This is a genomic window from Neolewinella persica DSM 23188 (genome assembly GCF_000373105.1).
Taxonomy (GTDB): Bacteria; Bacteroidota; Bacteroidia; order Chitinophagales; family Saprospiraceae; genus Neolewinella; species Neolewinella persica.
This window is the reverse complement of the sequence record NZ_KB890458.1, coordinates 72,103-86,005: the sequence shown is the minus strand read 5'-3', so window position 1 is coordinate 86,005 and position 13,903 is coordinate 72,103. Positions and strand designations below refer to the sequence as shown.

11 protein-coding genes are annotated in these 13,903 nt (G+C 50.1%); 7 read left to right on the top strand and 4 right to left on the bottom strand.

The features are described from left to right. Nucleotides 1-113 precede the first annotated feature (113 nt). The 4 genes from B036_RS0122250 (at nucleotide 114) to B036_RS0122235 (ending at nucleotide 3,616) form a co-directional block, all read left to right on the top strand. Nucleotides 114-908, top strand: a complete 795-nt coding sequence (locus B036_RS0122250) for an SDR family oxidoreductase (RefSeq protein WP_020570952.1) — start codon at nucleotides 114-116, stop codon at nucleotides 906-908. 237 nt (nucleotides 909-1,145) lie between these two features. Then, entirely contained in the window at nucleotides 1,146-1,880 is a 735-nt protein-coding gene (locus B036_RS0122245; protein ID WP_020570951.1) for an enoyl-CoA hydratase-related protein, read from the top strand. A 131-nt stretch (nucleotides 1,881-2,011) separates the two neighbouring features. Further along, nucleotides 2,012-2,737, top strand: coding sequence for a S24 family peptidase (locus B036_RS0122240; protein WP_020570950.1), 726 nt, complete (start codon nucleotides 2,012-2,014; stop codon nucleotides 2,735-2,737). A gap of 147 nt (nucleotides 2,738-2,884) precedes the next feature. Continuing rightward, the gene (locus B036_RS0122235) at nucleotides 2,885-3,616 is read left to right on the top strand and encodes a S24 family peptidase (RefSeq protein WP_020570949.1); all 732 of its coding nucleotides are present in this window, start codon (nucleotides 2,885-2,887) and stop codon (nucleotides 3,614-3,616) included. 257 nt (nucleotides 3,617-3,873) lie between these two features. Here B036_RS0122235 and B036_RS0122230 read toward each other — a convergent pair whose 3' ends face one another. Beyond that, on the bottom strand, nucleotides 3,874-6,264 hold the full coding sequence (locus tag B036_RS0122230; protein WP_020570948.1) for a glycoside hydrolase family 3 N-terminal domain-containing protein: 2,391 nt from the start codon (nucleotides 6,262-6,264) through the stop codon (nucleotides 3,874-3,876). A gap of 245 nt (nucleotides 6,265-6,509) precedes the next feature. Here B036_RS0122230 and xseB point away from each other — a divergent pair, with 245 nt between their 5' ends. Further along, a complete protein-coding gene (gene xseB / locus B036_RS0122225; protein ID WP_020570947.1) occupies nucleotides 6,510-6,692 on the top strand; it encodes an exodeoxyribonuclease VII small subunit in 183 nt (60 codons plus the stop codon). Between the two features lie 124 nt (nucleotides 6,693-6,816). Here xseB and B036_RS0122220 read toward each other — a convergent pair whose 3' ends face one another. After that, nucleotides 6,817-7,608: a DUF6503 family protein gene (locus B036_RS0122220; RefSeq protein ID WP_020570946.1), complete on the bottom strand. Its 792-nt coding sequence runs from the start codon at nucleotides 7,606-7,608 to the stop codon at nucleotides 6,817-6,819. A 150-nt stretch (nucleotides 7,609-7,758) separates the two neighbouring features. Between B036_RS0122220 and B036_RS0122215 the strand changes: the two genes are divergently transcribed. Continuing rightward, a complete protein-coding gene (locus B036_RS0122215) occupies nucleotides 7,759-8,778 on the top strand; it encodes a tetratricopeptide repeat protein (protein WP_020570945.1) in 1,020 nt (339 codons plus the stop codon). Between the two features lie 93 nt (nucleotides 8,779-8,871). Then, nucleotides 8,872-9,729 (top strand): SDR family NAD(P)-dependent oxidoreductase, encoded by an 858-nt coding sequence (locus B036_RS0122210; protein WP_026232236.1) that lies wholly within the window; start codon nucleotides 8,872-8,874, stop codon nucleotides 9,727-9,729. Between the two features lie 132 nt (nucleotides 9,730-9,861). Here B036_RS0122210 and infC read toward each other — a convergent pair whose 3' ends face one another. Together infC and B036_RS0122200 are read right to left on the bottom strand one after the other, a co-directional pair. Continuing rightward, a complete protein-coding gene (infC, locus tag B036_RS0122205; protein ID WP_020570943.1) occupies nucleotides 9,862-10,587 on the bottom strand; it encodes a translation initiation factor IF-3 in 726 nt (241 codons plus the stop codon). Nucleotides 10,588-10,939: 352 nt separating this feature from the next. Beyond that, the gene (locus B036_RS0122200; protein WP_026232235.1) at nucleotides 10,940-13,510 is read right to left on the bottom strand and encodes an ATP-dependent Clp protease ATP-binding subunit; all 2,571 of its coding nucleotides are present in this window, start codon (nucleotides 13,508-13,510) and stop codon (nucleotides 10,940-10,942) included. Nucleotides 13,511-13,903: the final 393 nt, after the last annotated feature.

The window sequence follows — 13,903 nt, the reverse complement described above, 5'->3', positions numbered from 1 at the left end:
TAAATTGCACCCCTGCAACCCCTGCAACCCCTGCAACCCCTGCAACCCCTGCAACCCCTGCAACCCCTGCAACCCCTGCAACAACTGCAACCCCTGCAACAACTGCCACCTCTATGTATTCCCCCACCCTCTTCCAGGATAAAGTAGCCCTTGTCACCGGCGGCCGCTCCGGTATCGGCTACGGTATTGCCGAGCACTTACTGAAACTCGGCGCCAAAGTCATCATCTGTGCCCGAAAAGAAGAGCCGCTGGCCAAGGCCGCTGCTCAATTATCCGAACTGGGCACCTGCGTGCACCGCCCTTGTGATATTCGGGAAAGTGATCAGGTGGAAGCACTTGCAGACCTTATTGAAGCAGAATTCGGAAGGCTGGACATTCTGGTCAATAACGCCGGCGGCCAATTCCCCAGCCTCGCCCGTTATATTTCGGACAACGGATGGAAAGCAGTGATCAATACTAACGTCAACGGTACCTTTTTTGTGACCAGGATCATGGCCAACCGTTTCTTCATTCCACAGCAGGAAGGGAACATCGTCAACATCATTGTCAACCATTTTCGCGGATTTCCCGGCATGGCGCACACCGGTGCGGCCCGCGCCGCGGTAGAAAACCTGACTAAGTCCCTCGCTCAGGAATGGGCAACTTATAACATCAGGATCAACTGCGTGGCTCCCGGCACCATCATCTCCTCGGGCCTCGACACTTACGCCGAACCCGTCAAGGAACTGCTCGATCAAATGAAGGAAGATAACCTGATGAAACGCCACGGAACCATCGAAGACGTTTCTAACGCTGTGCTTTTCCTCGCCTCTCCCCTTTCAGCCTACACCAGCGGAACGACGCTCTACGTCGATGGGTTAGACCACCTGCATTCAAACCGAATGCGGATGGTTGATGCTTTTAGGTAACTTAAGGGTTTGTAGTTGACGCCAGAAGGTCCAGCTACAAATCGCACCAGTGGGGCGTGGGCAAGCCCCGCCCCTACTGGCCAGAACAGAATCATACCGCGTTCGCTGAGCGAACGCGGTCAATAAAATTGACGCTAGCACGGGCTGGGCTTGCCCCCGCCCGACCAGCATAAAATCAGAAATTTCTGGCGGCGCCCACCAGGAGCTTACGGAGTTCGATAAACTGACCACCTGACCATGCAAACAACCGTCTCCAATCACATTGCCACCCTGACTTTTGGCGCTCCCGAACGGGCGAACGCCCTTGACGAAGCGGCCTGGGCTGCGATGCGGAAAGCTTTCCATGAAGCAGATGTAAATCCCGACGTCCACGTAATTGTACTGGCCGGAGAAGGAAAACACTTCTGCGCCGGCATGGACCTTGCGGTACTGGGCAGCCTGCAGCACCGTATGGCCGACACCCCGGAAGAAACCCGAAAACAGCTTATTGACTTCATCGAAGACATTCAGGACTGCATCTCTGCCATCGAGCAGTGCAGCAAGCCGGTACTGGCGGCCATTCATGGTGGCTGCATTGGTGGTGGCGTTGACATCGTCACAGCGTGCGATATCCGCTATTGTACCGAAGACGCCTACTTTACGGTAAAGGAAGTAGACTTTGGCATCGTCGCCGATATCGGCACACTCCAACGCCTGCCCCACGTCCTGCATCCTGGTATGGTTGCGGAACTGGCCTTTACCGGCCGTAAAATGTATGGCCCCGAAGCTTCAGCTCAGGGTATGGTTAATCGCACCTTCGCCGACCGGGAAGCGCTCATGGCAGGTGTCATGGAGATTGCCGTGGCTATTGCCGCCAAATCCCCCCGGGTCATCGCAGGGATAAAACACAACCTGCTTTATAAGCGGGAGCATAGCACAATGGAGAGCTTGGGGTACGTCGCCCGTTTTTCAGCAGAGCTACTCCTGGGATAACAAGTACAGAATGTAGTATTTCCGCAATTTATTTTATTGAATCAGCAAACATTCCCGGTTTTTTTTGTTTGAAATTTCTATACTAGCTATTTTTTGTTGTACATTGTGGTTTCACCAACAAATCCAACCACATGTATTCAAAAGAGCGACAGGAACTAAATGAGCGTTTCAAAAAAGTTTTTGAAATACTCAAGAAGCGGAATGCTGTTATTCTGCATGATCGAAAGGGTCGTGGAATGGGAGATTTTGCCAAACGCGTCCTCGGTAACCGCACTTACGGCCATATTATTAAAGCGTTTCTCAATGATCATGACAACCGTTTGATCAACTATGAGCAAGCCCGCAAAGTTTGTGAGGAATTTGGCGTCAATCTAAGTTACCTGATGGAAGGAAAGGGAGCACCATTTGGGACAGATATTCCACCGGCTCCTTCAGCGCTGGATTCTGGGGACGCGCCTAACATCTTATACACCACCGAGCTAGCCTTTGCGGGCGCAAGTATTGGCAATGAGGGTTTCGAAGATCAACGTTATATCAGTTTACCCGGCATCAAGGGAGAAGGTCACGTTGCCTTTGACGTTAGTGGCAACTCTATGGAGCCGGTAATTAGTAGTGGTGAGCTGGTCGTGTGTCGGAAGCTTGAAGATATTCTTGAGTTAAAGCACAACGAAATCTATGTCATCACCACCAATGGGAAAATCTGGATCAAGTACGTCCAGCTGATTACCGATAAAGATCAACGCATTACCCACCTTCGGCTCATTTCAGAGAACAAACTTGAACACCAACCCTGGGAGGAAGAAGTAGATCCAGCAATGAAGCTGTTCAAGGTTATCCGCAAGGTAGTAAAGTTCTAAAGCCAACCTCCAACACTTTGTTTTTTACCAGAAATCCCTAACTAATTTTAAGAAAAAAACATAAAATTTAAAGATTTTAAGAGGAAAAGTTGCGCGGGAGGTTTAAAATGTTTTAATTTGCTGTAGATACCAATAGAATAGTTTATTATGATTACAAAAGATCGCCGCGAATTGAACGATCGCTTTAAAGAGGTCTTCCATATTTTGGAAGAACGTGGTGAGATCATCAAAAACGACCGTAATGGCCGTGGTCTTGGTGATTTTGCCAAACGCATCCTCAACAATCGTTCCTATGGGCACATCGTCCGTGCCTTCCTTAATGATGACGACAAGCGTTGCATCAACTATGAGCAGGCCCGCCGGGTATGCCATGAGTACAATGTCAACCTCGGTTATTTACTGGAGGGAGAAGGTACCCCCTTCGGCATGGAGCTTCCTGAACCGCCTACGGTTACCGGAACCGATGTTCCGCTGAATATCATGTTTACCTCCAAAGAAGCTTTCGCTGGTGCCAGCATTGACACCGACAGCTTTACTACTGAGGATACAGACTTCTTCCGTCTTCCCGGCATCATGGGCTCAGGCTACGTTGCTTTTCCAATTACTGGTAATTCCATGGAACCCGTTATCAACAACGGCGACGTGGTGATCTGTAAAGAAATCGACGGTATCAGCCAGATTCGGGAAAACCGCATCTACGCCGTACGTAGCAAAGGAAGCATCTGGATCAAGTACGTCCAGAAAGTACCCGATAATAAAGGTCGCATCACTGGTCTCAAACTCATTTCCGCTAACTACCTCGAGCATGACCCTTGGGTAGAGGAAGTTGAAATGTCGACCAAACTCTATGAGGTAGTTCGTCGCATCAGCGAAATCTAGGACTTCTCCGTTTTTAACCATTAAGGCACTAAGACATTAAGTGGCCATTAAGGAATTTCTAAATATGTTGCTTATTCTATAAGTACTTATCTACACTCCTTAGCCTAGCCCTCAATGCTTTAGTGCCTTAATGGTTACTCCATGACCAAGAACCAGAAGTCGGTTTCAAGGATTCCAACCCGCCGACTTCTTTATTCTGCTGTTTTTTGTTTTGTCTCCCGGCCCGGCACCAAGTCTGTGGCCGGGAGCTTCATTTTTTACCGTACGGTCAACATTACCGACCTTAAATCCTCTGTTCTGCTGCTGGTACCCACCATGATGTCAAAATCTCCTGGCTCTACGGTCCATTCCATGTTAATGTCAAGCAATTCAAGTTGTTCCTGGCCAAGCTCAAAGCTGACCGTCTGGCTCTCACCGGGTTCCAGAAATACCTTTTCAAATCCTTTTAACTCCTTTACTGGTCGGGTAACGGAGCTGAACTTGTCCCTTATATACAATTGTACCACTTCAGAACCAGCCCGATCTCCAGTATTGGTAACGTCGACAGATACCCGACCTGTAGCACCTTTCTCAATGGCTTGTACGTCAAGCGTAGGTGGAGACACGCTGAAAGTGGTATAACTAAGCCCGTAGCCGAAGGCCCAGGCTGCCGACACGTCATCAAATAAGTAACCACGTCGTGCAGTAGGTTTGTAATTATAGTAAGCAGGGATGTGCCCCGTAGAACGGGGAATACTGATGGGCAACTTCCCTCCCGGCGCCACCTTACCCAGTAATACATCGGTAACACTGTTCCCTGTTTCCTGCCCAAGGTAAAAACACTGAAAGACCGCCGCAGATTTCTCCACCACGTTACTGATAATGAGTGGCCGGCCACCGAAGATCAAACTAATTATGGGTTTCCCCGTTTCCGCCAAAGCGTCCAGCAGTTCGTTTTGCAGCCCAACTAACTCAAGGCTTGGCCGATCTCCCATATGTCCTTCCGCCCAGGCTTCCCTACTCGTAAGTTCGTTACCGCCGAGGGCTAGTATGATGACTTCTACATTACGGACTGCTTCCACGGCTTCCGCTATTCTTAACCGGTCTTCGCTATCAGGCACTGCAACAACAGAGTCTGCATACCAGCTCCCTGGCTCAGTCACTCGCACCCCTTCGGCATAAGTCACCAGTTTAGTCTTATCGCCATAATGGTTTTCCAGGCCATCCCTTACCGTTACGAAGCCATCCGGCACATTACTGTATCCACCAAGTAATACCTTATCTGCGTTCGGACCGATGATGGCGACTTGGCTGACTTCATCGGAAAGCGGTAAGATACCCTCATTTTTCAGTAGGATCATCCCTTCAGCGCCCGCCCGGCGTACGAGTACTTTATCAGCATTGGTGTTATCCAGTGCTCTGGCCGGGTCTTGGTATGGATTGTCAAATAACCCTCGGTCAAACTTCTGCCTCAGGATACGGCTGACGGCCTGGTTGAGCACCTTTAAGTCAAGCGAACCATCATTGACCGCTTCAACCAGACTGGGGAAAGCCTCCCGGTCTGGCAATTCAATATCGACCCCGGAGGAAATGGCGAGCACTGCTGCGGCCTTCCAATCAGGCGCAACTGCATGGCGATCGGTAAGTTCTCGTACTGCATAGTAATCGGAAACAACGGCCCCTTTATAGCCCCAGGTATCGCGTAGCAGGGTATTCAACATCCAGCCGTTGGCATGGCTGGGAATGCCGTTCACCTCATTATAGCTGGCCATAATGTTACGTACGTTTCCGTTTTTAACGATATAGCGAAACGGCTTTAGAAAGACTTCTCTCAGGGTGCGTTCAGAAATATTGGCGGGAGCAATATTATTACCGCCTTCGGGCTCTCCGTGCCCGGCCATGTGCTTAAGGGTGGCGAAGACTTCTCCTTCATCCCATTTATCGTCGTCTCCCTGAAAACCAAGAACAGCCTGCAGGCCGATCTGGCCCGCCAGATAAGGATCTTCTCCCAGCGTTTCCTCTACCCTGCCCCAACGGGGGTCGCGGGCAACATCAACAACTGGCGTGAGGACCACGTGTGTACCTCGTGAGGCAGCCTGCCGGGCGGCAGTCGCATAAAGTTTACGCGTCAACTCCCGGTTGAAGGTAGCGGCAACCGAAATGGGTTGCCCCCAACTGGTGGCGTTTACCGCTGCGAGTCCATGGAGGCTTTCTTCATGGCACAGCGCAGGAATCCCTAGCCGGGTCTCTTCAACGAGCCATTTTTGTACCGAATTAATGTACGCTACCTGTTCACTCCCAGTCCGCCCAGCAATATGGCTGCCGGCAAGTTCACTCGGCCGGGAGAGATGACCAATACCGTGGGGCATGAGCGTACGTGCGCTGTCGGGATTAAAACTGTAATCAGCATTGTCCATACGCCGCTTGTCATTCCAGACGGCGGTGACCTGGGCTACTTTTTCTTCCACGGTCATCCGGGCCAACAGGTCGGTGATCCGCCCATCAACCGATTGGGAAGCGTCTCGATAAACGGCTGAAGCGGAAGGCTTGCCTGTGTTATTTACCGTAATCGTTTGCTCCGGAGCATCAGCGGTTTCGTCGGCTTTCTCTTCAAAACAACCGTCAAGTGCGGCCAGGAAGGGAAGAAACAAAAGTATCAGCAAGCGCATGGTTAATAGATTGAATGGGCAATTTAGGTATTCAGCGGGACACCTATGTCATAGGTGGGTTACGACCAATACCCTGCAAACTTTTCTTGCACCTGCTACGATAGCTATCGGGGCGCCCTTTATTAGTCAGGGAGTTCGGCAGTCATCGTCGTTACTGCACAGCTTTGCGCACTTCGTTCGTTTAGGTCGTTCTGTATAAAATACGCTAATTTTGCCCGACTACCTGACGCTCTGACTCCTTGAATATGGACTATAACACCGCCATCGCTGAACTAGAAACCCTCCTGGCCCGACTACAGGAGGTCCCCGCTGACATCGACCAGCTCCACGCGCGCGTAGCTCGCGCAGAAGCTATTATCGCCGGATGCCGGGCGCAGCTCCGGGGAGCGGAGGAAGCTCTGGCTAAGTTGGGAGAGACTGAGGAGTAGTCAGGTTTCAGTGTTCAGGGCTCAGTTATCAGTGTTCAGTCATTAGCCATCAGGATTCAGGTCGCTAATAGCTGAACCCTGACTCCTAAGCACTGAGCCCTAAGTCCTGAACCCTGGCTCCTGCTTACTGAATACTAACTACTTCCTCCGTGGCAATAACTGATAATTTCTCGAGGTCGCCGTTATCAAACATTGCGGCCAAATCAGACAGCGGCGTCCCAAGTGGTGCCTTATAGTTGACGTAATCCTGAAAAAGCACACCGTCAACCACCCGGGGGTTATAGGCTGAACGGAAACGAACCCCGCCTCCACTGGTCAGGTAATCGTAGGCGAGGTAGTCAATACGGTGAGTTTCCTGGTTAATCCAGTACCGGAAATTATCGTCGTGATCAACACCCCCACCCTCTTTATTAAAATTGACGTCGAGCACATCATAGGCTTGCCCTTTGATGGTATCGGTACCGGAAAGCTGTAGGTTCACGGCCGGATCGGAGAGCTTGTGCGGAAGCGTAGCAAAATAGATTACGGAGTTGAGACCCTCGATACCGCTGGCTGTTTCTTTAACACTGAGAGATACTGTACTACCGTCGACTTGACGAGTAAACTCCCCGTTGACCAGTTGATCGAATAGGACAGAACCATCTTTTTCATGGGTTAGGGTGTAGGTATATTGGCCACCATTATTATAAAAAGTATACGTCTTTCCCCGAAAGACAAACTGGTAGTGGGCCTGATCGTATTTACCATTGCTGTGTGCTGCGAGTGCCTGATCAAGCACCAGTTCTGCGGGTGTTTTTTCTTGCGCGGACGCAGGTGCAAAGGGCGTTTCGGAGATAGTTGTGGATGAAGTCTCTCCCGGTTGACAAGCAGTAAGGCACAGGATCAAGGTCACGCAGAAAAGCAGCAGTCGGAGCATAATTGTTGGGTAGTTTAGTGAGCAAACCGTTTGACACCTAATAAAGATGACCCTCACCGGTAATTGACTTAACAATCACCTTTCGGATTCTAAACAAAATAATCGTCACTACATTTGCCAGACCTCCTCACCATTACCCTGTACACACCCATGAATTTTTTAAAAAAACTATTTGGAAAGAAAGAACAACCTTCCACCCAAATGACAACGCCTAAGGCATCAATTGGGCATAAAAAGACCACTAAAGAAGACGCTGCTAATTTGCCTCGCCCGGAATCTCCGGAAGCACAATACACTTCCGCTTTTAATGAGGCAATCCTCCGTTATCTATGCAAGCCGGGTGCTGACTCCCCCAACTTCAAATGGAGTACCGAAGCAGGAGAAGTGTCTCTTGACCTTGCTTTTCAGAACAATTTTATGCAATGGCAGTCCGTACAGTCAGCGTATGATCGTCGCATGGTCATTATTTACTTTCTCGATAACCTTCTCGCAGACCAACGGGACCTTGCGGCCGTAATCGAGCGCTTCACCCTAGATCGTTACCCTGCACAAGGCGTAAAAACCGGGCTTGAAAACGCCACACCCGAAGATGAAGCCAGTTCCCGATTCCACCTAGCTTTAGGCCGGGCCTATTATGTATTGACCAATTACGCTGAAGCGGAAGCCTCTCTGGATAAAGCCCTCCAGCTAAACTTGCAAGACAAACAAGCCCATGCCCTACTCGCTGATGTTTACCACATGACGGATCGTGCGACTGAAGCCCATTCGGCTTATGAAAAGCTGGCACAGGAATGGAAAGCGCTAAATCCTGACAAAACCAACATAAGCCTGATGGATTTGGTAGGATACCACGGCCCACTTTACGCCCCACTTTATGTAAGCAATTACCTCGATTTTGCGCCCGGCGTTACGCTGGATGTATGGAAGAAGTATGAGTCTGAATTCTACTGGAGCCCTCATTACCGCACGCGGTATGCATATAAGATGTTAGAGGCTGGCAAAAATATTCCAGGCCTAGTGAAGCTTCTATCCGTGGTTAAAGAAATGCCCTGGTTCTATGAGGCTGCCATTAACGCTAAAAGCACCATCGAGCAGATGAGTCTCCAGGACACCATGGCAGAAGAATACCAATTCCTTTTGAATACGATCTCTGAACAAGGGTTCGAATAAGCTTCCCATAGGTCCGGCGCTATTCATAGATAATTAATGGTGCACAACAGTAAGGTGAACACCTTTCCTTACTTTTGTGGTCAAATCAAGAAAATGTCTAAAACAGTCCTCATTACCGGTGCCACGGGCGGCATTGGTCTGGCTACAGCCACTGACCTTGCAGGGCGTGGATACACCGTGATCATGCACGGTCGAAACCGGAAGAAAACAGAAGCTGCGCGGGATACCATTCTCGCCGGGCAACCGGATGCCGAATTAAAGATAGTGATGGCCGACCTGGCCAGGCTAGAGGAAGTCCGCCGTCTGGGGGAGGAAGTTCTGATCCTTGCCCCTACGCTGGATGTATTAATCAACAATGCCGGCGTTTGGAACTCCAAACAAGAACTTACCAGCGAAGGCGTAGAAAAAACCTTTGCCGTCAACCACCTGGGTTATTTTTTGCTAAGCCATCTGCTACTCCCGTCACTTCGACGTTCTTCTGATGGGCGGATCGTCTGCGTTGCTTCAGACAGCCACCAGCAGATTAAAGGCATGTTCTTCGATAACATCAACCTGGATGGCAACTACCACGGCCTGCGCGCCTACGCGCAGAGTAAACTGGCCAACGTGCTTTTCTGCTATGAATTCGACCGCCGACGCCGGTCTGATGACCCCACCATCTTTGCCGTACAGCCCGGCCTCGTACAGACCGACATCGGCCTCAAAGGCAACACCTGGCTGCACAGCCTGGCCTGGAAGGTTCGCCGCCGCATGAGCGGTAATAAAACGCCGGCTGAAGGCGCAGCCACCAGCATCTTCCTGGCCACCGAGCCTAACTTAGCCGACCAGTCCGGATTATACTGGGACAACGCTGCACCGAAAAAGTCTTACTCCAGCTCTTACGACAAAGACGAGGCGCGTATTTTGTGGGAAATGACGGAGGAGATGGTAGGGATTGAAAAATACTTTTAATACCTGCTTGACGCATTAGTTTTTCAGGAAGCCTCTCTCTCCTACTCAACTAAAAAAGGGTAGTAAGCAACACCCCACACGTTTTGCGGTCCGCTACTTACTACCCTTTATCAGATTAGGTCAATAATCTACCTATTCCTCTTCGCCAGTAGACATCAAACGCTTCTCCACTTCTTCAGCTTCAGCAAGCTCAGCAGCCGACTGGGCTTTCTTAGCTTTTTTGCTAAGGGGAGCATCGTTTTTCTTCTCATTCTTCTTGCTCGGCCGTTTCTTAGGCGCGATCATGACGTTCATCCGACGCTTCTCCATCTTAGGCATGGCCTCAGCAACGCCGAGGTCTTCCAGTTCCTTCATAAAACGAAGCAGCAAGAGCTCTCCCCGGTCTTTGAAGACAATCGAACGGCCACGGAAATGGACGTAGGCTTTTACCTTAGCTCCATCCTCGAGGAAGTTACGGGCGTGGCGGGTTTTGAATTCGAAGTCATGGTCATCGGTATTAGGGCCGAAGCGTACTTCTTTCACCACCGTTTTCACGGTATTGGCTTTGAGTTCCTTCTCCCGTTGCTTTTGCTGGTAAAGGAATTTTTTGTAATCGATAATTTTAGCAACTGGCGGCTCAGCGTTAGGGCTGATCTCTACCAGGTCGAGGTCCACGTCACGAGCCCATTGCTTGGCCCGGCGGGTATCATGTACCTGACCGGGGCCAATATCGAGGCCCAGTTCCTTGGCAATATCCATTACGTTATCCCCAACAAGGCGAACCTCTGGGGTCCGAATCATATCATTGATCCGGTGTTTCGGTGCAGTATCTTCTCTGCGGAAAGTGCGTTTGCGGCCGCCGCCTTTACGTCTACCCAAAAAATTATGGCGTTTAGTTTAAAAAAGGAAAGCGGGCGTCTCTTATGGTGTGTGGTCGAGGCGACTGCATTTCAAGTAGTTATACCTTAGTAAAAAGGCTTTTTGACGGGATAAGTTCCCTGTATTTGCTGAAAATTCTGGTTAAGGTATTTCCATCACCTACAAAAATAGTCGAAAGGACTGAATTTTGTGGTGTATGCCTGAGATAAAAGGCACAAAAGGCACAAAAAATCATCCAGGGTTGAAAACCAAGGTTTCCAGCCTAAATTTCTGTGTTTTCCGTGTTTCCTTCCAAAATAAACAGCCGGCCACGTAAAACGCAGCCGGCTGTCAACTTTATCTCCTAAAGTGTTTACTCGGCTTCAGAGCTTACGGTAGCTTCCTGGCTAATATCCAGTCCGTCTTTTTCCTCGTTGAGGGTCGCTACCAGTGCAGCGCCGCCTTCGGGGTTATTATTGAGGATGAATTCCGCCAGTGGATCTTCGATGTATTTCTGAATCGCCCGGTGCAGCGGTCTTGCGCCGAATTGGGGATCAAAACCTTTCTCCGCAACGAATTTCTTCGCTTCTTCGCTCAGCGTCATCGTGAACTCAAGGCCACTCAGGCGCTTGTATAGGTCGTTCAACGCAATGTCGATGATCTTGAAGATGTTGTCCTGGTCCAGGCTGTTGAAAATGACCACGTCGTCAATCCGGTTAAGGAATTCAGGAGAGAAAGTCCGCTTCAACGCGTTGTTGATCACGGCCTTAGTATTTTCCTCCGCATTCTCAGTTCGCGCTTTGGTGGCAAAACCAACGCCCTGACCAAAGTCTTTCAACTGGCGTACACCAATGTTGGAAGTCATAATGATCATCGTGTTCTTAAAGTCCACCTTGCGGCCCATACCATCGGTTAACTGACCATCGTCAAGCACCTGCAGCAGGATGTTGTACACATCGGGGTGCGCCTTCTCGATTTCATCGAGCAGGATTACACTGTAAGGCTTCCGGCGTACTTTCTCCGTCAGCTGTCCACCTTCTTCGTAGCCCACGTATCCGGGAGGCGCACCGATGAGGCGGCTCACGCTGAATTTCTCCATATACTCCGACATATCAATGCGGATCAGGCTGTCTTCGCTATCAAAGATGTACTTCGTCAGCACTTTGGCGAGCTCGGTTTTACCGACACCGGTAGGACCGAGGAAAATGAACGTACCAATTGGCTTACTCGGATCCTTGAGACCGACGCGATTACGCTGGATGGCCTTAGTCACCTTCTCAATGGCACTGTCCTGGCCGATCACGGCTCCTTTCAGGTCTTCAGCCATACCGACAAGCTTCTTACTTTCGTTCTGTGCCACGCGATTTACGGGGATACCCGTCATCATTGACACTACCTCAGCAATGTCCTCTTCGTTGACGGGGTAACGGCGGGTCTTGGACTCCTCCTCCCACTGCACTTTCGCATCCTCCAGGTTACGCTGTAGTTTGCTTTCCTGATCGCGCAGGTCGGCAGCCTTTTCGTACTGCTGGTTTTTCACCGCAGCATTCTTAGCTTCCTTCACCTCTTCGATCTGTGCTTCTACCTGCTCAATGTGCTCGGGCACAATGATGTTCTTAAGGTGGGTGCGGGCACCTACCTCGTCGAGCACATCAATCGCTTTGTCGGGCAGGAACCGATCGGTAATGTACCGATCGCTGAACTTCACACAAGCTTCAATGGCATCATCCGAGTATTCCACACTGTGGAAGTCTTCGTACTTTGACTTGATGTTGTTAAGAATATGAATAGCTTCTTCGGGGCTTGGTGGATTGACGAGCACCTTTTGGAAGCGCCGGTCGAGGGCACCATCCTTTTCAATGTGCTGGCGGTATTCGTCCAACGTAGAAGCACCGATGCATTGGAGCTCCCCTCTTGCAAGCGCTGGCTTGAAGATGTTACTGGCATCAAGCGAACCGGTTGCACCACCAGCACCTACGATGGTGTGGATCTCATCAATGAACAGGATCACGTCCCGGCTTTTTTCCAGCTCGGTCATGATGGCTTTCATCCGCTCTTCGAATTGACCGCGGTACTTGGTACCAGCTACGAGCGCTGCGAGGTCGAGCATCACGATCCGCTTATCAAAAAGCGTACGACTAACCCGTTTTTCTTTGATCCGGAGGGCCAGGCCTTCCACGATCGCGGTTTTACCAACACCGGGTTCTCCGATCAGAATCGGATTGTTCTTTTTCCGCCGGCTAAGGATCTGACTAACGCGTTCGATCTCCGTTTCCCGACCAATAATCGGGTCCAGTTTATTTTCGTCGGCCAGTGAAGTAATATCGCGACCGAAATTATCGAGTACCGGTGTCCGGCTTTTATTGGCAGCTCCCTTGCGAGGGCCTCCGCCCTGGAAACCACGGCCTTGCTCACTTTCCTCATCATACTGCTCATCATCATTGCCGGGAGCGGCGCCGAGGGGCAGGTTGGTATCTTCAGTAAAGTCTTTTTCGTCTTTCACGTAATCGAGTTCTGCTTTATAAATGTCGTACTCCACTTCAAACTGCCGTAAGATTTTTGTCGCCGGCAATTCTTTATTACGTAGGATAGACAGGATAAGATGTTCGGGGCTGACCATTGAAGTTTTCAGCGCCTTGGCTTCCAGGAAAGTAACTTTCAGCACCCGGTCCGCTTTATCATTAAGGGGCAACTGCGAGATAGTATTTACACTGGTTTGGCCGCCGTTGCGGTTAACATTGTCACGAATAGTGTCCTTCAGCGCCTGAATATCCACGGCCAGATTCCGCAAAACGCGGGAGGCCAGGGTATCAGGCATGCTAAGAACGCCAAGCAACAAATGTTCGGGGCCGACGTAGGCGTGGCCCATCTTTTCGGCTTCCATTTTTCCCCTGGCCATGGCCTTTTTTATCTCGGGGCTAAATTCTCTCTGGCTAGGATTCATTCTATAGATATTTAACAATTCTTCGTTCGATGGGGCGGTCTTCGCAAGTACCAAGTAAAGGAAAAATTCCTAATTGGCAATTTGTGCTCGGAAACCTGTTTTCCAGATTCCAGACCTGGGGGTATACTTTACTTAGCTTTGGCGCGGCCGCTGGTGCAAAGACAATTTGCGAAGAGCAGAGTTGAGCATTACTTCGTGAAAGTTACGTTCTCTTGTGAAATAAACATGCCACTCGTCTTATCCTGACAAAAGAACCTGACAATTCGCCGGTTTCCTGACAGCTGTGCACGAGCCTGGATTATTATACAATCGGTAACTCCCCAAGGAAACAAATGCAGGTCACAATTAGTTGGTTAAAGGACGACTAAACACACTGACAATTGCCCAGTCTAT

Coding starts and splice junctions, on each gene's coding strand:
- B036_RS0122250 (WP_020570952.1), top strand. CDS start 114: ATGTATTCCCCCACCCTCTTCCAGGATAAAGTAGCCCTTGTCACCGGC.
- B036_RS0122245 (WP_020570951.1), top strand. CDS start 1,146: ATGCAAACAACCGTCTCCAATCACATTGCCACCCTGACTTTTGGCGCT.
- B036_RS0122240 (WP_020570950.1), top strand. CDS start 2,012: ATGTATTCAAAAGAGCGACAGGAACTAAATGAGCGTTTCAAAAAAGTT.
- B036_RS0122235 (WP_020570949.1), top strand. CDS start 2,885: ATGATTACAAAAGATCGCCGCGAATTGAACGATCGCTTTAAAGAGGTC.
- B036_RS0122230 (WP_020570948.1), bottom strand. CDS start 6,264: ATGCGCTTGCTGATACTTTTGTTTCTTCCCTTCCTGGCCGCACTTGAC.
- xseB (WP_020570947.1), top strand. CDS start 6,510: ATGGACTATAACACCGCCATCGCTGAACTAGAAACCCTCCTGGCCCGA.
- B036_RS0122220 (WP_020570946.1), bottom strand. CDS start 7,608: ATGCTCCGACTGCTGCTTTTCTGCGTGACCTTGATCCTGTGCCTTACT.
- B036_RS0122215 (WP_020570945.1), top strand. CDS start 7,759: ATGAATTTTTTAAAAAAACTATTTGGAAAGAAAGAACAACCTTCCACC.
- B036_RS0122210 (WP_026232236.1), top strand. CDS start 8,872: ATGTCTAAAACAGTCCTCATTACCGGTGCCACGGGCGGCATTGGTCTG.
- B036_RS0122200 (WP_026232235.1), bottom strand. CDS start 13,510: ATGAATCCTAGCCAGAGAGAATTTAGCCCCGAGATAAAAAAGGCCATG.